Origin of the sequence: Delftia acidovorans SPH-1 (assembly GCF_000018665.1) — a bacterium.
Classification (GTDB): domain Bacteria; phylum Pseudomonadota; class Gammaproteobacteria; order Burkholderiales; family Burkholderiaceae_C; genus Comamonas; species Comamonas acidovorans.
This window is the reverse complement of the sequence record NC_010002.1, coordinates 4,878,463-4,897,651: the sequence shown is the minus strand read 5'-3', so window position 1 is coordinate 4,897,651 and position 19,189 is coordinate 4,878,463. Positions and strand designations below refer to the sequence as shown.

The window sequence follows — 19,189 nt, the reverse complement described above, 5'->3', positions numbered from 1 at the left end:
CTACTCACAATCGGCGGGTAACAGGATAGGAAGATATTGAGATGCCTCGCTTGAGATATCCAGAAATGAGGATGGAGCTGCTAGGCTATCTAAGAAAACTCAAGGATTTGAAGTATCAAATGAAAGCCTGGGTGAACCATGATTTCCCTGCAGACGTTCAATACGACCATCTTGATTTGGCCATACATTTCATTTTGATGATACGGATCTTGGCAGTGATGCTCGTATGGCGATCGGTGAAATTCTTCTCGATGAGCAGGAGGCAGCACTGATGGGGCAATTGGTGGATGCCATCAATGCCGTCTTTGAGGCGTACGGCACGGACATGCCGGACGGCTTCTACATACAAGTTGCCGAATGGACGAGAGTGGTGGCCTGTGCCGAAAGGGCGTTCGATTGTCTGGAGGGGCGCCACGCCGCTGGCTGCCCCGAGCCGCTGGATTGACACGGGCATGCCTGCCAGCCGACTGGTCGGGGCAAGACCATGGCTGATCGTGATGTCCAGTCGGTGGTGAAGACTACCGTACCGTTTCCCGGTTCGTGGAACAGCAAGATGTTTTCCACGCCGGTAGCCCGCCCCCAAACCTGCCGGACAATCCATGGAAACCAAGGCACCGTTCCATGACAACTTCAACCCCCCTTCCCGAACCCGAATTGAGGGCCTTCGCTGCGGCGGCGGCCGAGCAGCAGCGATGCGCGGACTGCGCTGTGCTGTGGAGGCCGGGCTGGGAGTCCTTGTCGGGGGCGGACAAGACTTCGCATCTGCAGCAGGTTGGTGCGCTGGGCACGCCGGAGACACGGGAATTGCTTGATGAATACCACCCCCAGGGCACGAACCAGTGGTCACCGGATGCCCCCATCGCCCTGGGCTGGCACCCGTACAACCGCTGCACGCTCTGGCGCTGCCACCATTGCAATGCCGCCTTTCTGCGCTACACGGAATACGGCGGCTACTACCAGGACGATCGCATCCGGCCGCTGCTGGCGCATCTGATCGTCACGCCTGAGCAGGGCCGCGTCTGAGCGGCGCTGCTCGGCCGGCTCAGGTCCAGTCGAACGTGAACAGCACCGTGCGGCTTTCCGGCTCGTAGAACAGCAGGATGCTGTCCGCACCCGTGGCGCACCAGTTGTAGCCGGCCACGTTGGCCACGTGGAAGAAGGGCTTGCCGTCGCGGGTGATGCGGATGCCGTCGTCTTCCAGTTCATCGCCCATGCCGGCGTTTTCCGCTTCGTCCAGCTGGAAGGCCGGGGGAATGGGCGGGTGGCTGGTCCAGTTGCCGTACCAGATGCCGCCGCCCAGGCTGTCCAGGTAGTCCTGCTCCATGGGCTCGCCCTTGCCGTAGCGCGAGTAGCTGGCCAGGCGGCCGTGCTCGGCGTAGTAGGCACTGGCCTTGGCGTGGCTGGCCAGCATTTCGTCGGTGTGCTCGCAGGCGAAGGCATCCTTGGTGAACTGGCCGCCATGCTGCGGCGCGCGCTGGAAGAAGCCTTCGTTGCCCAGGAAGCGATAGCGGTTGTCGGGCGTCAGCTCCAGCGCAAACCAGTTGGGGGCGGTGAAGGCGTTGTGGTGGGCTTCGGTCTCATCGCCTATGCAGCCCTCGAAGGGCTCGACGGGGCACAGCATGTGGACCACGGTGCCGGCCAGTTCGGGCCGCACCAGGCCCAGGTCGATGGAGATCAGCGGCAGCAGGTGCTCGGCCAGCCAGGGCTGGTCGGCCACGAAGATGTCGGCGGCGGCGGGAAAGGGGCTGAGGCCCGGCTTCAGTTCGCGGACTTCGGTTTGCTGGGTCAAGAGGAACTCCTGGGTGAGGGGTTGGTGGTGCCGGGGGTGATCTCGAAGATGTCCTGGTCCGATGCGGCCGCGCTCTCGTGGTAGATGTCGTAGAGGTACTGCGCCAGTTCGGCATGGGTGACATCGCAGGGAATGGCCAGCAGGGCGGGGGCGCGCTTGCCGTCGGCGCCGACGTTGAAGCAGCGCCACTGGGCCTGCGCGCGTTCGATGGCGATGATGCGGCCGAAGACATTGAACCGGTATTTTTCCAAGGGAGATCCTCCTGGCGATCCGGCATCGTAGCGGCTGTCGGGGGGCTCATGCGTGTTCTCCCTAGGTTCGTGCCGGCGTTTCGTCTATATATTTCAAACCTAAACTATTCAGGCTTAAAGTTCTTGGGCCTGGATTCTGAACCTGGGGCGTCCTGTGCCGTCGCCCTGCGAGAAAAGGGTTTGCGGTATGAAGATCGTCTGTATCGGTGGAGGTCCCGCCGGCCTGTACTTCGGCCTGCTGATGAAGCTGCAGGACCCCGCCAACGAGGTCACGGTGGTGGAGCGCAACCGGCCCTACGACACCTTTGGCTGGGGCGTGGTGTTCTCGGACGCCACCATGGACAACCTGCGCGAGGCCGACCCGGTGTCGGCCCGCACCATTGGTGACGCCTTCAACCACTGGGACGATATCGACATCCACTTCAAGGGCCGCAGCCTGCGCAGCAGCGGCCATGGCTTCATCGGCATAGGCCGCAAGAAGCTGCTCAACATCCTGCAGGCGCGCTGCGAGGACGTGGGCGTGAAGCTGGTGTTCGAGAACTTCGTGCAGGACGACCAGGCGATGGCGCGCGAGTACGACGCCGACCTGGTCATCGCCTCGGACGGCATCAACAGCCAGGTGCGCACGCGCTATGCCGATACCTTTCGGCCCGATATCGACCAGCGCCGCTGCCGCTTCGTGTGGCTGGGCACGACCAAGGTGTTCGATGCCTTCACCTTCGCCTTCGTGCAGACCGAGCACGGCTGGTTCCAGGCCCATGCCTACCGCTACGAAGACGGCATGTCCACCTTCATCGTGGAGACGCCCGAGGAGACCTGGCAGGCCGCCGGCATCGAGCAGATGAGCCAGGAAGAGGGCATTGCCTATTGCGAGAAGCTGTTCGCCCCCTGGCTGGACGGCCATGCCCTGGTCAGCAATGCCACGCACCTGCGCGGCTCGGCCATCTGGATCCGCTTTCCGCGCGTGATCTGCAATACCTGGGTGCACTGGAATGCGCTGGACACGCCGCGCGGCCCGCGCAGCGTTCCCGTGGTGCTGATGGGCGATGCGGCGCACACGGCGCATTTCTCGATTGGCTCGGGCACCAAGCTGGCGCTGGAGGATGCGATCGAGCTGGCGCGCAGCCTGCGGTCTGCGGGGGGCATCGAGGCCGGCCTGCGCCACTACGAGGAGGTGCGCAGCGTGGAGGTGCTCAAGATCCAGAACGCGGCGCGCAATTCCACGGAATGGTTCGAGAACGTGGAGCGCTATGCGGGCCTGGAGCCGGAGCAGTTCGCCTATTCGCTGCTGACGCGCTCGCAGCGCATCTCGCACGAGAACCTGCGCCTGCGCGATGCCGCCTGGCTGCAAGGCTTCGAGCGCTGGATTGCCGAGCATGCGGGCGAGACCGTGCCCGCAGGCCGCCGCCCGCCCATGCCCATGCTCACGCCCTACCAGGCGCGCGGCCTGCGGCTGAAGAACCGCATCGTGGTCTCGCCCATGGCCATGTATTCCTGCACCGACGGCGTGCCTGGCGACTTCCACCTGGTGCACCTGGGCGCGCGCGCCATGGGTGGTGCGGGCCTGGTGATGGTGGAGATGACCTGCACCTCGCCCGACGCGCGCATCACGCCCGGCTGCCCCGGGCTGTGGAACGACGAGCAGGCGCAGGCCTTTGCGCGCATTGTCGATTTCGTGCACGCGCAGGGCGGTGCGCACATTGGCGTGCAGCTGGGGCATGCGGGGCGCAAGGGATCGACCCAGCTGGGCTGGCAAGAGATCGACCATCCGCTGGAGCAGGGCAACTGGCCGCTGCTGTCGGCATCGGCCCTGCCCTATATCGAGGGCCTCTCGCAAGTGCCCGCCGCCATGACCCGCGCCGACATGGATCGCGTGCGCGAGGACTTCGTGGCCGCCACGCGGCGCGCCGCGGCAGCGGGCTTTGACTGGCTGGAGCTGCACTGCGCCCACGGCTATCTGCTGTCCAGCTTCATCTCGCCGCTGACCAACCGGCGCGATGACGAATATGGCGGCAGCCTGGACAACCGCCTGCGCTTTCCGCTGGAGGTGTTCGAGGCGGTGCGTGCAGCCTGGCCGCAGGACAAGCCCATGTCGGTGCGCATCTCGGCCCATGACTGGGTGGAGGGCGGCATCACGCCCGACGATGCGGTGGAGATCGCACGCCGCTTCAAGGCGGCGGGCGCCGACATGATCGACTGCTCCTCGGGCCAGGTCAGCCCCGACCAGAAGCCGGTGTACGGCCGCATGTACCAGACGCCGTTTGCCGACCGTGTCCGCAACGAGGCTGGCATACCGACCATTGCCGTGGGCGCCATCTTCGAGGCCGACCATGCCAACGCCATCATCGCCTCGGGCCGGGCCGACCTGTGCGCGCTGGCGCGCCCGCACCTGGCCGATGCCGCCTGGACGCTGCGCGAGGCTGCGCGCCTGGGCGCCCACGATGTGGATTGGCCGCCGCAGTACCAGCCCGGCAAGCGCCAGTTGGAAACCAACTTTGAACGCGCCGCCGCCATGGCGCAAACGGAATCCAAATGACCATGACTTCACAACCCCTGGAAGGGCGCCATGCCCTGGTGACGGGCGGGGCGCGCGGCATAGGCCTGGCCTGTGCGCGGGCGCTGCTGGCGCGCGGCGCGCGGGTCACGCTGCTGGGACGCGATAGTGCGGCGCTGGAGGCTGCCGTGCGCGAGCTGGGCGGCACGGCACAGGCAGCACAGGAAGCACAGAAGGTGCAGTCCGTGCAGGCGGATATTGCCGACGAGGCCTCGGTGCGCCAGGCCTTCGCGCAGGCCGAGGCGGCCTTCGGCCCCGTGCAGGTGCTGGTCAACAACGCGGGCCAGGCCAGCAGCCAGAAGTTCGAGCGCACCGACGCCGCACTGTGGCAGGGCATGCTGGCCGTCAACCTCACGGGCACCTTCCACTGCATGCAGGCCGCGCTGCCGGGCATGCTGGCTGCGCGCTGGGGCCGCATCATCAATGTGGCCAGCACGGCAGGGCTGATCGGCTATGCCTATGTCAGCGCCTATTGCGCGGCCAAGCATGGCGTGATCGGCCTCACGCGCTCGCTGGCGCTGGAGACCGCAGGCAAGGGCGTGACGGTGAACGCCGTCTGCCCCGGCTATACCGAGACCGACATCGTGCGCGGCGCCGTGGCCAACATCGTGGACAAGACCGGCATGACGGCGGATGAGGCCCGCGCCAGGCTGGCCGAACGCAACCCGCAGGGCCGCCTGGTCCAGCCCGAGGAAGTGGCCGAGACCGTGGCCTGGCTGTCCCTGCCGGCGTCCGCCTCGGTCAACGGCCAGTCCATTGCCGTCGACGGCGGCGAGGTGATGACCGGCTGAACCCGGTCCACTCCCCCCGTTTTCTGAATTCTTGATGGAGACACCATGAGCACCCAGCCCGAAGAACACAGCATGAAGCACCACAAGCGCCCCCTGGCCGGCTACGAGGCCAGGACCTTTGTGTGGCAGGTATCGGCCGACGGCAAGATCGGCACCATCACCCTGAACCGGCCCGAGCGCAAGAACCCGCTGACCTTCGGCTCCTACGCCGAGCTGCGCGACCTGTTCCGCGCCCTGGTCTATGCCACCGACATCAAGGCCGTGGTGGTCACGGGCGCGGGCGGCAATTTCTGCTCTGGCGGCGATGTGCACGAGATCATCGGCCCGCTCACCAAGATGAGCATGCCCGAGCTGCTGGACTTCACGCGCATGACGGGCGACCTGATCAAGGCCATGCGCGCCTGCCCGCAGCCCATCGTGGCGGCGGTGGACGGTATCTGCGCGGGCGCGGGCGCCATGGTCGCGCTGGCGGCCGACATGCGCCTGGGCACGCCCGCGGCGCGCACGGCGTTTCTCTTCACCCGCGTGGGGCTGGCCGGTGCCGACATGGGCGCCTGCACGCTGCTGCCGCGCATGATCGGCCAGGGCCGCGCCTCCGAGCTGCTGTACACGGGCCGCGCCATGACGGCCGAGGAGGGCGCTGCCTGGGGCTTCTTCAATGCCCTGCATGGCGCCGAACAGATCGGCGAAGCCGCCCACGCGCTGGCCGCCCAACTGGCCGCAGGTCCCACCTTTGCCCATGGCGTGACCAAGAAGCTGCTGCACCAGGAATGGAACATGGGCGTGGACGAGGCCATCGAGGCCGAAGCCGAGGCCCAGGCCATCTGCATGCAGACGCGCGACTTCCACCGCGCCTACGAGGCCTTCGTGGCCAAGCAAAAGCCTGTCTTTGAAGGAAACTGAAAATGCGTGATTCCTCCTGGCTGGACTGGCCCTTCTTCGACGACGCCCACCGCACGCTGGCGCATGAGGCCGATGCCTGGTGCGCCCAATCCCTGGGCGACGTGGACCACCACGATGCCGATGCGGCCTGCCGCCAACTGGTGAAGGCCCTGGGCGAGGCCGGCTGGCTGCGCTATGCCGTGCCGTCCGGCCCCGGCGGCGCATGGGGCGGGGCCTTGCCCGAGGTGGACTCGCGCGCGGTCTGCATCCTGCGCGAGACCCTGGCCCGCCATGAAGGCCTGGCCGACTTCGCCTTTGCCATGCAGGGCCTGGGCAGCGGTGCGATATCGCTCATGGGGTCGGATGCGCTGCGCCAGCGCTACCTGCCGCGCGTGGCGCGCGGCGAGGCCATTGCGGCCTTTGCGCTGTCCGAGCCCGATGCCGGCTCCGACGTGGCCGCCATGGCCTGCGAGGCGCGGCTCGAAGGCGACCACTATGTGCTCAACGGCGCCAAGACCTGGATCTCCAACGGCGGCATTGCCGACTTCTACTGCGTGTTCGCCCGCACGGGCGAGGCGCCGGGAGCGCGCGGCATCAGCGCCTTCGTGGTCGATGCGGACACGCCGGGCTTTTCGATCGGCGAGCGCATCGAACTGATCGCGCCGCACCCGCTGGCCACCATCCGCTTCGACAACTGCCGCATACCCGTGTCGCAGCGCCTGGGCGAGCCGGGGCAGGGCTTCAAGCTGGCCATGATGACGCTGGACATCTTCCGCGCCTCGGTGGCCGCCGCCGCACTGGGCTTTGCGCGCCGCGCGCTGGACGAAGGCCTGGCACGCGCCAAGTCGCGCCGCATGTTCGGCCAGACCCTGGGCGACCTGCAGCTGACCCAGGCGGCGCTGGGCGACATGGACACGGCCATCGACGCATCGGCCCTGCTGACCTACCGCGCCGCCTGGATGCGCGATGTGAAGAAGACGCGCACCACGCGCGAGGCGGCCATGGCCAAGATGACGGCCACTGAATCGGCCCAGGCCGTGATCGACCGTGCGCTGCAGATGTTCGGCGGGGCGGGCGTGGTCTCGGGCATGCCGGTGGAGACGCTGTACCGCGAGATCCGCGCGCTGCGCATCTACGAGGGCGCGACCGAGGTGCAGAAACTCATCATCGCGCGCGAGCTGCTCAAGGCCTGAGCGGCAGGCTGCCCATTCAACGCAAAGCCAGGGAACATCGCATGCAAGCCTCCGCCCACATCGATACTTTCGCCCGGGACAATCTGCCGCCGCCCGACCAATGGCCCGAGTTCCTGCTCGACGGGCCGGACGTGGCCTATCCCGAACGCCTGAACTGCGCGGCCGAACTGGTCGATGCCATGGTGGCGCGCGGCCAGGGCGGGCGCGTTGCCCTGCGCTGGAGGCAGGGCGCGGACCAGGCCGCCATGACCTATGCCGAACTGCAGGCACTGACCAACCGCATCGCCCATGTGCTGGTGGAAGACCTGCAGCTGGTGCCCGGCAACCGGCTGCTGCTGCGCGGCCCCAACAACGCCATGATGGCCGCGTCCTGGCTGGCCGCCATCAAGGCCGGGCTGGTGACGGTGCCCACCATGCCGCTGCTGCGTGCCAAGGAGCTGCAGCAGATCATCGCCAAGGCCCAGGTGCAGGCCGTGCTGTGCGATGTGCGCCTCAAGGACGAAGTGCAGCTGTGCCTGCAGCCCGGCCATGAACACCATTGCCCGGGCCTTTCGCGCGTGCTGTATTTCAACGACGGCGCAGCCGATGCGCTGGACGCCCTGGCCGCAGCCAAGCCCGACACCTTTGCCTGCTGCGATACATCGGCAGACGATGTCTGCCTGATCGCCTTCACCAGCGGCACCACGGGCGCGCCCAAGGGCTGCATGCATTTCCACCGCGACGTGCTGGCCATGTGCGACCTGTTCCCGCGCCATGTGATCCGGCCTGGCCCGGACGACATCTTCTGCGGCACGCCGCCGCTGGCCTTCACCTTTGGCCTGGGCGGGCTGCTGTGCTTTCCGCTGCGCGTGGGCGCCAGCACCGTGCTGGCCGAAAAGCTCACGCCCGAAGGGCTGCTGCAGCTGGTGCAGGATTTCCGCGCCACCATTGTCTTCACCGCGCCCACCTTCTACCGGCAGATGGCGGCGCAGGCAGCGCGCTTCGACCTGTCGTCGCTCAGGAAAAGCGTGTCGGCCGGCGAGGCCCTGCCGGACGCCACGCGCCAGCTGTGGAAGCAGGCCACGGGCATCGAGATGATCGACGGCATCGGCGGCACCGAGCTCATCCACGTCTTCGTGTCCAGCCCGCCCGAGGAGGTGCGCGCAGGCGCCATCGGCAAGGTCGTGCCCGGCTACGTGGCCCAGGTGGTGGACGACGACATGCAGCCCGTGCCCGACGGCACGCCCGGCCGCCTGGCCATCAAGGGACCGACCGGCTGCCGGTATCTTGCAGACGAGCGCCAGAAGCGCTTTGTGCAAAACGGCTGGAACCTGCCCGGCGACACCTTTGTGCGCGACGCCGACGGTTATCTGTTCTACCAGGCGCGCAATGACGACATGATCATCTCGGCCGGCTACAACATTGCCGGCCCCGAGGTGGAGGATGCGCTGCTGCGCCACGAGGCCGTGGCCGAATGCGGCGTGATCGGCGCGGCAGACGACGAGCGCGGCCAGGTGGTCAAGGCCTTTGTGGTGCTCAAGCCCGGCTTTGCGGCCGGCGACGACATGGCCGCCACGCTGCAGGCCTTCGTCAAGGCCAGCATTGCGCCCTACAAGTACCCGCGCGCCATTGTCTTCGTGCCGGCCCTGCCGCGCACCGAGACCGGCAAGCTGCAGCGATTCGTGCTGCGCAAGATGCCGTGAGCGCGCGCCATGGCCTCCGCCTTCGTCAGCCAGGTGCAGGTGCTGTTTCGCCATTGCGATCCGGCCGGCATCGTCTTTTACCCGCGCTATTTCGAGATGGTCAACGACCTGGTCGAGGAATGGTTCGACAGGGGAATGGGCCTGCCATTCCACACCCTGCATGTACAGCGCCAGGTGGGCACGCCCACGGTGTCGGTGCAATGCGATTTCACGGCGCCCAGCCGCTGGCACGACACGCTGCGCCAGGTATTGGAGGTGCGCCGCATCGGCGGGGCATCGTTCCAGTTCGATGTGCGTTTCGAGGGGCCAGATGGCCAACGCCGGCTGTCTGCACGCATGACCATCGTCACCATGGATTTGCGCAGCATGAAGGCCACGCCACTGCCTTCCGATCTGCGCGAGCGCCTGCAGGCCTATCTGGTGCCGCAGGACGGTTTTACGGATTCAACGAGAACAGGATGAAGCAATGAAGACTCTGCAACCCCCGGACTGGCTGGCGCCCCGAGGCTATGCCAATGGCATCCTGACCGAGATGACGGTCGGCTCCCGGCTGGTGTTCGTCGGCGGCCAGATTGGCTGGAACGGCCAGCAGCAATTCGAGTCGGACGACTTTGCGGAACAGGTGCGGCAGGCGCTGGCCAATATCGTCGCCATCCTCGCCGAAGGCGGCGCCAGGCCCGAGCACATCGTGCGCATGACCTGGTATGTGACCGACAAGCAGGAATACGTGGCGGCCTATCCGGCCATTGGAAAGCACTACCGCGAACTGATCGGGCGGCATTTCCCGGCCATGACGGCGGTGGAGGTGGCGGATCTGGTGGAAGACCGGGCCAAGGTGGAGATCGAGGTCACGGCGGTGGTGCCTGCATGACGCTCATCCGCGCATGTGCGCCGCCGTGCGGGCGGGCCCATGCGCGGCAGGGACTCACTTGATTTCGAACAGGGTGCGGTCCTTGCCCAGGATCCAGTTCGGCGGCTTGCCGCGGCCGGTCCAGGTCTTGCCGGACTCGGGGTCCTGGTATTTGGCGGGAGCGCTCTTTTTGCCATCGGGCTTCCAGGGGAAGACCTGTTGTGCCGTGAAGCCGAACTCACGGACCAGCTCCTGCACCGATGCCAGGGCCGCTTTGGACTCCAGCTTGCGGGCATCGTCGATTTGCTGGTCGAGCAATTTTTTCTGGGCAATCAGCTCTTGGTATGTAGTCATCTTGATGGAAGAATTTCTAAGTGCGGCTATTTGTGTGAAAACTGCGCAGCAAGAGCCTGGACCCAGGACTCTTTGCAGAATGGTCAATTCTGGTGCATGTGCAGTGGGGATGAAGAACTCACCGTAAGTACAAATACTGATGATGTTGGCGCTCTATGGAGGGTAGGGCGCTTCTTCTCATGCCTGGGCATATTCCAAGGCGATCCGCATTATATCCAGGGCAATCTGGATAACCGGCACTTTACAAAAGCTGTTGTGCCGTTGTTACATTTGCAGAGCACTGTGGTTGGCGCTTCCTCCTCTGGAGACGACGTGCTGTCATGGCTTTTTCAGGGGAGTGCGCAAGGTTGGCCGCGAAAGTTCCGCCTTGGTTATGGAAAACAATCAACATTTGCATTTTAACAATCAAATCATAAAATCGATTTATAAAATATATTACATGTGATTTGATCGAGTTATTCAATGCATTTATTGATGCATGTGGTTTCATTTGAATAATCGATTTGCGGGATAGGTTTTTTTATTGTCAAAGACCGCTTGTTCGAATGGTGAATGGCGGCGCCTTCTGTCTATACAGGACAAGCGCATCGGCTTCCCGATTGCCGGAGCCATTGCAGCCTGCAGTTGTTTCAAGGGTGATTCCTGAATCGGATTTCGCGGCCCGGCCATGCGGCAGTCGGCGGGCGGCAGGCACCGAACGCTTGATTGGCGCGCTACCAACAGCCTGTTAGGATCGCCGCACTACAACGATCCACCACCTGGCAGACATGGCAAGAAGGCAGACCAGCGCCCACGACGGCAACGAGACCCGCGAGACCCTTCTCAAGCTGGCCGCCCGCACCTTCGGTGAGCAGGGCTACTCTGCCACCACCATGCGCAACATTGCCGAGCAGTCCGGGATCGAGGCCGCCAGCATCTACTACCACTTCGCCTCCAAGGAGGAGCTGGTGGACGAGGTCATGGAGCAGGGCGGCAACCGCATCATCAGCCAGCAGCAGGAGCGCCTTGCCGCGCTGGGCGCCGACGCCACGGCCGAGCAGCGCTTTCGCGCAGCCGTGCTGGGCCAGATGGCGGGGCTGGTAAAGCATGGCGACTTCGCCCTGGCCCACGGCCGGCTGCTGGGCCAGCTGCCCGACAAGGTGCGCGAGCGCCAGATCAAGCGCCGCGAGCGCCACCAGAAATTCTGGAGCGGCCTTCTCGAAGACCTGCGTGCCGAAGGCCGCCTGCGGGCCGACGCCGACATCCACCTGGCGCGCATCATGATCCTGGGCAGCATCAACTCCATACAGTCCTGGTTCAACCCCCGCAAGGGCTCGCTGGAGAAGGTGGCGGACCAGATCTGCGACATGTTCTTCCGGGGCGTGGGACCGGCAGATAAATAGGCGCAAGGCTGAAAATCGCCAATCGGCCTGTCACATGCCGGTGGCATATTCCCGCGCTGCTGTCCCGGCCCTGTGCAGAAAATGGCGGCGGGTTGTTAATGATATTCAACTGTCAATAGTAAGATCGCCGTCTTATGCGTCTGCTTGTTTTGCGCCTGCTATTGCTGGCCGTGTTCTTCAACACGGCCATTGGCATGCCCTTGCACGGCGCAACGCATATCCGGCAGGCGGCGGCCGGGCCTGCCCAGGCTTTTGTAGGCCTCAACGGCTGCGAAGATGATGCGCTGACCGGCCAGGCCGGCCAACGCGGCCAGGCTGGCGAAAAGGCTGAAGTCGTCGAAGCCGCCGAAGCCGTCTGCGTATGGTGCATGGGCCATGCACCGCATGCGGCGGCCTGGCTGCCGCACTTCGGCCTGCCGCTGGCCGTGGCCGCGCCGCCCGAGAGGGTGCCGCCGCGCACCGTGGGCGGCACCATCCCCTCGCAGAACCGCTGGGCCTTTGCATCGCGCGACCCGCCGCGCTGAACCCGCAAGCACTTTTCTCCTTCTCTGCCGCCAGCGCCCATTGGTGCTGGCGGCATGTCCGTGTTTGCGCGCGCCGGCTGTGGATGCCGGCGGCATGCGCCTGTGCCCGTTTTCACCATGACTGCTTTCTTCTTCCCCGCGAAGCCGCTTCCCCGCCTTCGCCCGCTGCCGCTTGCCCTGAGCGCTGCCGCCTTCCTGTCCATGCCCGCACTGGCCCAAGGCCAGGATCCGTCCTCCGGCCCCGCCCCCGCCGCCGCCACCGCCGCCTCCGCTTCCCCGCAGGAGCAGGTGCTGCTGCCTGCCGTGGAAGTCGTGGGCCGAACGGCCTCGGGCGCCTATCACACCGACGAGGCGGCCGGCGCCAAGACCGACCTGCCGCTGCGCGAGCTGCCGCAGTCGGTGCGCGTGATCACGCGCCAGGCCATGGACGACCTGGGCGCCACCAAGCTTGACGACGTGCTGGACTACGTGGGCGGCGTCTCGCGCCAGAACAACTTTGGCGGGCTGTGGGACAACATCGTCATCCGCGGCCTGCCCGGCGACCAGAACGTGGGCATGGCCACCCTGTTCAACGGTTTTTCCTCGGGGCGCGGCTTCAATGCGCCGCGTGATCTGGCCGGCGTGGAGCGCATCGAGTTCCTCAAGGGCACGGCCGCTGCGCTCTACGGTAGCAGCGAGCCGGGCGGCACGCTGAACGTCGTCTCCAAGCGCCCGCTGTGGACGTCTTCGCATTCCGTGGAAGCCTATGCGGGCAGCTACGGCCTGCGGCGTGGCGCGCTGGACACCACGGGACCGGTGGGCGAGAACTTTGCCTACCGGCTCAACATCGCCGTGGAGGACCGCGACAGCTTCCGCGATTTCGTGGGCGCCAGCCGCCAGGTGATCGCACCGGCCTTCACCTGGAAGCTGGGGCGCGATACGGTGCTGGAGTACTCGGGCGAGCTGCTGCGCCACAAGACGCCGCTGGACCGCGGCGTGGTGGCCGTGGGCGACCGGCTGGGCGCCATCTCGCGCAGCCGCTTCCTGGGCGAGCCGGGCGACGGCGATGTGACGGTGGAAAACCGCACCCACCAGTTCATCCTCTCGCACGAGTGGAACGCGCAGTGGCGCAGCCGCCTGGGCCTGTCCTATCGCGAAACCTCGATCAACGGCTTTTCCACCGAACCCCACGCGCTGCTGGCCAATGGCGACCTCACGCGCCAGCGGCGTTTCCGCGACTACCAGTCCGACGATATCGCCGTGCAGGCCGAGCTGCAGGGCACGGTGAAAACGGGCGCCGTCGAACACGAGCTGCTGCTGGGCCTGGAGAGCTTTCGCTTCGAGATGGACACGCTGATGCTGCGCGCCAACCCGACGGCGGCCAATCCCTACGCCATCAACATCTACAACCCCATCTACGGCGGCGCGCGCCCCGTGCCCACGGCCAACACCGACACCTTCGAGCGGCAGCGCAACACGGCCTTCTACCTGCAGGACGCCATCAAGCTCTCGCCCCAATGGCGCGTGGTGGCCGGCCTGCGCATGGACCGTTACGACCAGTCGCTGCACAACCGCCGCACGGGGGCGACCACGCAGCAGGACCCGGCCTCGACCTCGCCGCGCTTGGGCCTGAGCTGGCTGCCGCTGCCGCAATGGACCTTCTATGCCAACGCGGGCCGCTCGTTCCGGCCCAACGTGGGCATCGATGTGGCCGGTGCGGGCTTCAGCCCGGAATCCGGCCGTTCCATGGAGCTGGGCGCCAAGTGGGAAAGTGCCGACCAGCGCATGGGTGCCACGGCCGCGCTGTTCGACATCCGCAAGCGCAATGTGCTGACGGCCGACCCGGGCAACGCCGGCTATTCGGTCTCGGCCGGCGAGATCCGCAGCCGGGGCCTGGAATTCGACTTCGCCGGCCAGGTCACGCAGCGCTGGCGCCTGAATGCGAGCCTGGTGCTCAACGATGTAGAGATCTCCCGCGACAACACGCTGGAGGTGGGCGGGCGCCTGCTCAACGTGCCCAAGGTCAACGGCAGCGTGCTGGCGGTCTACGAGAACGCCTTCTCCAACGGCCAGCGCTACGGCATCGGCGGCGGCGTCACCCACATGGGCAAGCGCCTGGGCCAGGCCCGCACGCAGGCCGAGGCCGATGCCGGCAAGGCCGCCTTCGAGCTGCCCAGCTACACCACGGCCAAGCTGGTTGCCTACTGGCGCATCAGCCCCACGCTGCGCCTGACGCTGGACGTGGACAACCTCTTCGACAAGACCTACTACACCAGCTCGTACAGCCGGCTGTGGGTGACGCCGGGCACGGCCCGCACCGTCACCGTAGGCCTTCAAGCAAAGTTCTGAGCCCCGCCATGCATCCATCCCTTCCTGTTTCTTCCAACCCCACTTCTGCCTCCACGCCCGTGCTCCAAGCGCTGGGCGCCGTGGTGGACTATGGCGAGCGCACCATCCTCCAGGGCCTGGACCTGGCCGTGAATGCGGGCGAGATCTATGCGCTGCTGGGCGCCAACGGCGCGGGCAAGACCACCACGCTGAGCATGCTGCTGGGCTTTGTGCGGCCGCGCAGCGGACAGGTGCGCGTGCAGGGCGTGGACCCGGTGACGGCGCCTGCGCAGGCGCGTGCCCTGATCGCCTATATCCCCGAGAACGTGGCGCTGTACGAGCACCTGAGTGCGCGCGAGAACGTGGCCTACCTGCTGGAGCTGGCGGGCCAGCCGGCCGCGGCCGGCGCCATCGGCCAGGCGCTGTCTGCCGCAGGGCTGGACGCTGCCGCGCACGACCGGCGCGTCTCCGGTTTTTCCAAGGGCATGCGCCAGAAGGTGGCGATTGCGCTGGCGCTGGCGCGCAGGGTGCCGGCGCTGCTGCTGGACGAACCCACCTCGGGCCTGGACCCGCAGGCCACGGCCGAGTTCAGCCGGCTGCTCATGCAGTTGCGCGGGCAGGGCGTGGCCATTCTCATGGTCACGCACGACCTGCTGGGCGCCGCCGACGTGGCCGACCGCATGGGCTTCATCGCAGGCGGGCGCCTGGTCGAGGAAGTGGCGGCCAGCGGAGAGGAGCGCTTCGATGTGCGCGCACTGCACCGCCACTATGCAGGGGTGGGCACACACACGGGCACGGACACGGACGCGCACACGCACATTGAAGCCGACACGCAGGGGGCAGCGGCATGAGCGCGGCCTGGACCATTGCGCGCGAGGAATGGCGCCTGCTGCTGCGCGACCGCGTGGCCGTGCTGGGGATGGCGCTGTGGCTGCTGCTCAGCGCCGCTGCCGCCTTCACCGCCTGGGACCAGCGCAGCGCGGCCCAGGCCCAGCGCGAGCGCCACCAGTCCCAGGTGGACAGCGAGTTCGAAGCCCAGCCCGACCGCCATCCGCACCGCATGGTGCATTACGGCCATTTCGTGTTCCGCCCGCTCAATCCGCTGGCGGCCTTTGATGCGGGCATCGACGCCTACACCGGCCACACGCTGTTTCTGGAGGGCCACCGCCAAAACAGCGCCAACTTCGGCGATGTGCGCCAGTCCTCGCTGCTGCTGCGGTTCGGCCAGCTCACGCCGGCCTTTGTGCTGCAGGTGCTGGCGCCGCTGCTGCTGATCTTCATGGGCCATGCCTGCATTGCACGCGAGCGCGAGGCCGGCACCCTGCGCGTGCTGCTGGCCCAGGGCGTGGGCACGCGGCAGTTCTTGGCCGGCAAGCTGCTGGCGCTGGCGGGCGTGGCGGCCCTGGTGCTGCTGCCGGCCCTGCTGGCCCTGGCCTGGATGGCCGTGGCCACGCCGGTGCCCATCAGCCTGGTGACCACGCTGGCGGCAGGCCATGTGCTGTGGCTGATGCTCTGGGCGGTGGGCATCGTCGCTGTCTCGGCCTTCATGCGGCGCGGGCGCGATGCCTTGCTGGCCCTGCTGGCGGCCTGGGCCGTCGCCGTGGTGCTGCTGCCCCGTCTGGTGCCTGAGCTGGTGGGATCTGCCCTGGCGCTGCCCACGCGCTTCGAGACCGACATCGCCACCGCGCGCGAGCTGGCGGCGCTGGGCGACAGCCACAATCCCGACGATCCCTATTTCGCCGCTTTCCGCGCCAGGGTGCTGGCGCAGTACGGTGTCTCGCGCGTCGAGGACCTGCCCGTCAACTACAAGGGCCTGGTCGGCATGGAAGGCGAGCGGCTGACCAGCGAACTCTTCAGGCGCCATGCCGAGGCCAGCTTCGATCTGCAGGCCGAACAACTGCGCCGGGCTGACGCATTTGCCCTGATCAGCCCCGTGATCGCGCTGCGCCGCCTGTCCATGGCCGTGGCCGGGACCGACCTGCAAGGCTACCGGCGCTTTCTGGAGCAGGCCGAGCAGCATCGCTACCGCATGGTGCAGGCCCTCAACCGCCTGCAGGTGGACAAGCTCAGCTATGCGGGCGACCGATCGAGCCGCGACAACCGCATCGGCCACGAGCACTGGCGCGGCGTCTCCGATTTCCACCACGAGCCCGATCCACCGCTGGTGGCCCTGCGTCGCGCGGCGCCTGCCGCCTATGTGCTGCTGGCATGGCTGGCTGTATTGACGGTGGCCTTGCTGCTGGCCACGCAACGGCTGGGGAGGGTGGCGCGATGAGCTGGCTTCTGCATGAATGGCGTCTTCTGACGCGCTCGCGCCTGGCGCTGTGCGCCCTGGCCCTGCTGTTGCTGCTGTCCACGCTGGCCGTGCTGTCGGGCCTGCGCGAGATCGCCTCGCAACGCCTGACCCTGGACCGCCTTGCGCAACTGCAGCAGCAGGACATGGCGGCCCAGGCAAGCCGGCATGCGCAGTCCGGCGATGCAGGCTCGGTGGCCTACTACGGCTTTCACGCCACCTGGGATGCGCCATCGTCCACGGCCTTTCTGGCCCTGGGCCTGCGCGATGCCGCGCCCTATGTGCTGCGCGTGCGCGCGCTGGCGCTGCAGGCACAGCTGCATGAAGGCGAAAGCTTCAACCCGGAACTGGCGCTGGCGGGCCGCTTCGACTTCGCCTTTGTGCTGGTCTACCTGGTGCCGCTGTTCCTGATTGCGCTGCTCTACGACCTGGTCTCGGGCGAGCGCGAATCGGGCCGCCTGGGCATGCTGCAGGCCATGCCTGGCACCGGGCGGCGGCTGTGGCTGCGCCGCGCGGGACTGCGTTCCGTGCTGGTGCTGGCCTGCGTGGCGCTGCCTGCCCTGGCAGGCGCACTGGCCGGCGGGGCAGCGGCGGGCGCCCTTGCCACGGTGCTGCTGTCCGCCACGGCCTATGTGGTTTTCTGGAGCGGCCTGTGCCTGGTGGTTGCCGCGCTGGGCGGCAGCTCGGTCGCCAATGCCATGGCCCTCATGGGCTGCTGGGCCGTGCTGACCCTGGTGCTGCCCACGCTGGCCAATGCCGCACTCTCGCGCGCCATCCCCGTGAGCCAGGGCGTGGAGCTGATGCTGGCCCAGCGCCAGACCGTGCATGGCGCCTGGGACCTGCCGCGCGAGCAGACCATGGAGCGCTTTTTCCGCAGCCACCCCGAATGGCGCGACACCGCGGCTCTGCCTGCAGGCTTTCACTGGAAGTGGTACTACGCCTTCCAGCAGCTCGGCGACGAAAGTGTCGCATCCCAGTTCGCCGCCTACCGCGCAGGCCTGCAGGCACGCCAGGCCTGGACCGGGCGCCTGGGCTGGCTGCTGCCCGGCGTGGGCGTGCAGGCCGCATTGCACCGCCAGGCCGGCACCGACCTGCTGGCGCAACTGGCCTATCAGGACGACATCGCCGCCTTTCACGCGCGCCTGCGCGCCTTCCTCTATCCCTACCTGTTTGAGGACCGCACATTCGGTGCGCAGGATTTTGCAGCCCAGCCCGTCTTCACGGCCAGCCCACGGCCTGCGCGGCAGGCCTGGGGGCAGACGGCAATGCTGTGGGTGGTGGCTGCGCTGGCCTTGCTGGCCGGCGGTGCTGCCGCAGGCCGCGTGCGGCCGGGCAGGCGCTGAGGCCAAGGGCGGGTGAAAAAAGAAACAGCCATGGTTCAGGCAGGGCCTGCACCATGGCTGTCATCTTCTTGGATCCGTGGGCCCGAGACTGAGCCCGAGGCGGGCGGCTCCCTGTTATTGCACGTTCTGGTGGCAGTCGCTGCAGACGCCGTACAGCGTCATCTCATGGCGCTCCACCACAAAGCCTTCGGGGGCGATGCGCTGCATGTCGCCCGGACAGCCGGGCACGTTGAACACGCGGTTGCAGCTCATGCAGCGGAAATGGTGGTGGTGGGCGCGGCCGCTGAGTTCGTAGCGCGTGGCCTCGCCGGGCAGGTCCACGGCCTGCACTTCGCCCGCTTCCATCAGCTGCTTGATGTTGCGGTACACCGTGGCCAGCCCGATGGCCGGCACCTCGCGCTGCGCTGCGCCGAGGATCTCGGCCGGAAGCAAGGGGCGTCCAGCCTCTTCCATGACCGTGCGTATCGAGCTGCGTTGACGGGTCGAGCGTTCCATAGGCCTGAACAAGCGCTCCACGATGGGCTGAGTGTGTCTAGTCATGGTGATTCCGTTATTTACTATAACAATCTCGACGCGATTAATCAGTGCTCACGAGCGCTCACAGCTGAAATTTACACTGTGTTTACCTGCGGGTCCCGCAAGCATGGAGACGCAGTGTGTGCAATGGATCTCTGCCCCAAGGAGAAGAAATTCCATTTGACAGACACCAGATGCTCCATTCCTGCCAGTTTTCGCGAGTATATGTTGTGAGCATTCGATGGACCTTATGCGCCGGTTAAATGCCATAGCCGTCAACAATGCTGTAATGGGATGTAATTGATCTATTGATTGAAGAGTGCTTGGAATGGGGTGTGTGCGGTGCTTCCCGTCTGGGCTGCAAGAGGCGGTGCTGGCCCAAGGTGAGATGCAATTACTTACATGGACAGTGTATTGCCAATACGGGTAGATTGCCTCAATGCGCTTCGTTTGTCCATGATCCGTTTCCTTGAAAGGG

General features: G+C 66.4%; 19 protein-coding genes. 15 read left to right on the top strand and 4 right to left on the bottom strand.

Going from position 1 to position 19,189, the window contains the following annotated elements:
* Positions 1–226 precede the first annotated feature (226 nt).
* Entirely contained in the window at positions 227–445 is a 219-nt protein-coding gene (locus DACI_RS32635; RefSeq protein ID WP_225970982.1) for an SCO4402 family protein, read from the top strand.
* Between the two features lie 176 nt (positions 446–621).
* Positions 622–1,023, top strand: a complete 402-nt coding sequence (locus tag DACI_RS22545; RefSeq protein WP_012206277.1) for a hypothetical protein — start codon at positions 622–624, stop codon at positions 1,021–1,023.
* 19 nt (positions 1,024–1,042) lie between these two features.
* Here the strand turns inward: DACI_RS22545 and DACI_RS22540 are convergent, their stop codons facing one another.
* Both DACI_RS22540 and DACI_RS22535 read right to left on the bottom strand, forming a co-directional pair.
* A complete protein-coding gene (locus DACI_RS22540; protein ID WP_012206276.1) occupies positions 1,043–1,789 on the bottom strand; it encodes a hypothetical protein in 747 nt (248 codons plus the stop codon).
* On the bottom strand, positions 1,786–2,040 hold the full coding sequence (locus DACI_RS22535; RefSeq protein ID WP_012206275.1) for a DUF7661 family protein: 255 nt from the start codon (positions 2,038–2,040) through the stop codon (positions 1,786–1,788). Before DACI_RS22535 ends, DACI_RS22540 begins: the two co-directional genes overlap by 4 nt.
* A gap of 187 nt (positions 2,041–2,227) precedes the next feature.
* Between DACI_RS22535 and DACI_RS22530 the strand changes: the two genes are divergently transcribed.
* Genes DACI_RS22530 through DACI_RS22500 form a run of 7 tightly spaced genes read left to right on the top strand, consistent with a single transcriptional unit; the run spans position 2,228 to position 10,013 of the window.
* Complete coding sequence (locus DACI_RS22530; RefSeq protein ID WP_012206274.1) at positions 2,228–4,576, top strand: bifunctional salicylyl-CoA 5-hydroxylase/oxidoreductase; 2,349 nt, start codon at positions 2,228–2,230, stop codon at positions 4,574–4,576.
* Positions 4,573–5,385, top strand: coding sequence for an SDR family NAD(P)-dependent oxidoreductase (locus tag DACI_RS22525; RefSeq protein WP_012206273.1), 813 nt, complete (start codon positions 4,573–4,575; stop codon positions 5,383–5,385). The genes DACI_RS22530 and DACI_RS22525 overlap by 4 nt, the downstream gene beginning before the upstream one ends.
* Before the next feature lie 45 nt (positions 5,386–5,430).
* The gene (locus DACI_RS22520) at positions 5,431–6,288 is read left to right on the top strand and encodes an enoyl-CoA hydratase family protein (protein WP_012206272.1); all 858 of its coding nucleotides are present in this window, start codon (positions 5,431–5,433) and stop codon (positions 6,286–6,288) included.
* 2 nt (positions 6,289–6,290) lie between these two features.
* Positions 6,291–7,460, top strand: a complete 1,170-nt coding sequence (locus DACI_RS22515; RefSeq protein ID WP_012206271.1) for an acyl-CoA dehydrogenase family protein — start codon at positions 6,291–6,293, stop codon at positions 7,458–7,460.
* 41 nt (positions 7,461–7,501) lie between these two features.
* On the top strand, positions 7,502–9,142 hold the full coding sequence (locus DACI_RS22510; protein ID WP_012206270.1) for an AMP-binding protein: 1,641 nt from the start codon (positions 7,502–7,504) through the stop codon (positions 9,140–9,142).
* Between the two features lie 9 nt (positions 9,143–9,151).
* Positions 9,152–9,604 (top strand): acyl-CoA thioesterase, encoded by a 453-nt coding sequence (locus DACI_RS22505; RefSeq protein WP_012206269.1) that lies wholly within the window; start codon positions 9,152–9,154, stop codon positions 9,602–9,604.
* A 4-nt stretch (positions 9,605–9,608) separates the two neighbouring features.
* The gene (locus DACI_RS22500) at positions 9,609–10,013 is read left to right on the top strand and encodes a RidA family protein (protein ID WP_012206268.1); all 405 of its coding nucleotides are present in this window, start codon (positions 9,609–9,611) and stop codon (positions 10,011–10,013) included.
* 54 nt (positions 10,014–10,067) lie between these two features.
* Here DACI_RS22500 and DACI_RS22495 read toward each other — a convergent pair whose 3' ends face one another.
* Positions 10,068–10,346 (bottom strand): H-NS histone family protein, encoded by a 279-nt coding sequence (locus DACI_RS22495; protein WP_012206267.1) that lies wholly within the window; start codon positions 10,344–10,346, stop codon positions 10,068–10,070.
* Between the two features lie 767 nt (positions 10,347–11,113).
* On the opposite strand from DACI_RS22495, the gene DACI_RS22490 reads away from it, so the two are divergent.
* The 6 genes from DACI_RS22490 to DACI_RS22465 all read left to right on the top strand — a co-directional run bounded on the left by DACI_RS22490 (position 11,114) and on the right by DACI_RS22465 (position 18,195).
* Entirely contained in the window at positions 11,114–11,728 is a 615-nt protein-coding gene (locus tag DACI_RS22490) for a TetR/AcrR family transcriptional regulator (protein ID WP_012206266.1), read from the top strand.
* A gap of 134 nt (positions 11,729–11,862) precedes the next feature.
* Positions 11,863–12,252: a DUF2946 family protein gene (locus DACI_RS22485; RefSeq protein WP_012206265.1), complete on the top strand. Its 390-nt coding sequence runs from the start codon at positions 11,863–11,865 to the stop codon at positions 12,250–12,252.
* Positions 12,253–12,369: 117 nt separating this feature from the next.
* Positions 12,370–14,580: a TonB-dependent siderophore receptor gene (locus tag DACI_RS22480; RefSeq protein WP_043782297.1), complete on the top strand. Its 2,211-nt coding sequence runs from the start codon at positions 12,370–12,372 to the stop codon at positions 14,578–14,580.
* Positions 14,581–14,588: 8 nt separating this feature from the next.
* A complete protein-coding gene (locus DACI_RS22475; protein WP_012206263.1) occupies positions 14,589–15,410 on the top strand; it encodes an ABC transporter ATP-binding protein in 822 nt (273 codons plus the stop codon).
* Positions 15,407–16,834, top strand: a complete 1,428-nt coding sequence (locus tag DACI_RS22470; RefSeq protein WP_012206262.1) for an ABC transporter permease — start codon at positions 15,407–15,409, stop codon at positions 16,832–16,834. The genes DACI_RS22475 and DACI_RS22470 overlap by 4 nt, the downstream gene beginning before the upstream one ends.
* The gene (locus DACI_RS22465) at positions 16,831–18,195 is read left to right on the top strand and encodes a DUF3526 domain-containing protein (protein WP_012206261.1); all 1,365 of its coding nucleotides are present in this window, start codon (positions 16,831–16,833) and stop codon (positions 18,193–18,195) included. Before DACI_RS22470 ends, DACI_RS22465 begins: the two co-directional genes overlap by 4 nt.
* Positions 18,196–18,309: 114 nt before the next feature.
* Here the strand turns inward: DACI_RS22465 and DACI_RS22460 are convergent, their stop codons facing one another.
* A complete protein-coding gene (locus DACI_RS22460) occupies positions 18,310–18,735 on the bottom strand; it encodes a Fur family transcriptional regulator (RefSeq protein ID WP_012206260.1) in 426 nt (141 codons plus the stop codon).
* Positions 18,736–19,189 lie beyond the last annotated feature (454 nt).

Excerpts from the sequence above, each read along its gene's own strand:
- DACI_RS32635 (WP_225970982.1), top strand. The coding sequence starts at position 227 with ATGGCGATCGGTGAAATTCTTCTCGATGAGCAGGAGGCAGCACTGATG.
- DACI_RS22545 (WP_012206277.1), top strand. The coding sequence starts at position 622 with ATGACAACTTCAACCCCCCTTCCCGAACCCGAATTGAGGGCCTTCGCT.
- DACI_RS22530 (WP_012206274.1), top strand. The coding sequence starts at position 2,228 with ATGAAGATCGTCTGTATCGGTGGAGGTCCCGCCGGCCTGTACTTCGGC.
- DACI_RS22525 (WP_012206273.1), top strand. The coding sequence starts at position 4,573 with ATGACCATGACTTCACAACCCCTGGAAGGGCGCCATGCCCTGGTGACG.
- DACI_RS22520 (WP_012206272.1), top strand. The coding sequence starts at position 5,431 with ATGAGCACCCAGCCCGAAGAACACAGCATGAAGCACCACAAGCGCCCC.
- DACI_RS22515 (WP_012206271.1), top strand. The coding sequence starts at position 6,291 with ATGCGTGATTCCTCCTGGCTGGACTGGCCCTTCTTCGACGACGCCCAC.
- DACI_RS22510 (WP_012206270.1), top strand. The coding sequence starts at position 7,502 with ATGCAAGCCTCCGCCCACATCGATACTTTCGCCCGGGACAATCTGCCG.
- DACI_RS22505 (WP_012206269.1), top strand. The coding sequence starts at position 9,152 with ATGGCCTCCGCCTTCGTCAGCCAGGTGCAGGTGCTGTTTCGCCATTGC.
- DACI_RS22500 (WP_012206268.1), top strand. The coding sequence starts at position 9,609 with ATGAAGACTCTGCAACCCCCGGACTGGCTGGCGCCCCGAGGCTATGCC.
- DACI_RS22495 (WP_012206267.1), bottom strand. The coding sequence starts at position 10,346 with ATGACTACATACCAAGAGCTGATTGCCCAGAAAAAATTGCTCGACCAG.
- DACI_RS22490 (WP_012206266.1), top strand. The coding sequence starts at position 11,114 with ATGGCAAGAAGGCAGACCAGCGCCCACGACGGCAACGAGACCCGCGAG.
- DACI_RS22485 (WP_012206265.1), top strand. The coding sequence starts at position 11,863 with ATGCGTCTGCTTGTTTTGCGCCTGCTATTGCTGGCCGTGTTCTTCAAC.
- DACI_RS22480 (WP_043782297.1), top strand. The coding sequence starts at position 12,370 with ATGACTGCTTTCTTCTTCCCCGCGAAGCCGCTTCCCCGCCTTCGCCCG.
- DACI_RS22475 (WP_012206263.1), top strand. The coding sequence starts at position 14,589 with ATGCATCCATCCCTTCCTGTTTCTTCCAACCCCACTTCTGCCTCCACG.
- DACI_RS22470 (WP_012206262.1), top strand. The coding sequence starts at position 15,407 with ATGAGCGCGGCCTGGACCATTGCGCGCGAGGAATGGCGCCTGCTGCTG.
- DACI_RS22465 (WP_012206261.1), top strand. The coding sequence starts at position 16,831 with ATGAGCTGGCTTCTGCATGAATGGCGTCTTCTGACGCGCTCGCGCCTG.
- DACI_RS22460 (WP_012206260.1), bottom strand. The coding sequence starts at position 18,735 with ATGACTAGACACACTCAGCCCATCGTGGAGCGCTTGTTCAGGCCTATG.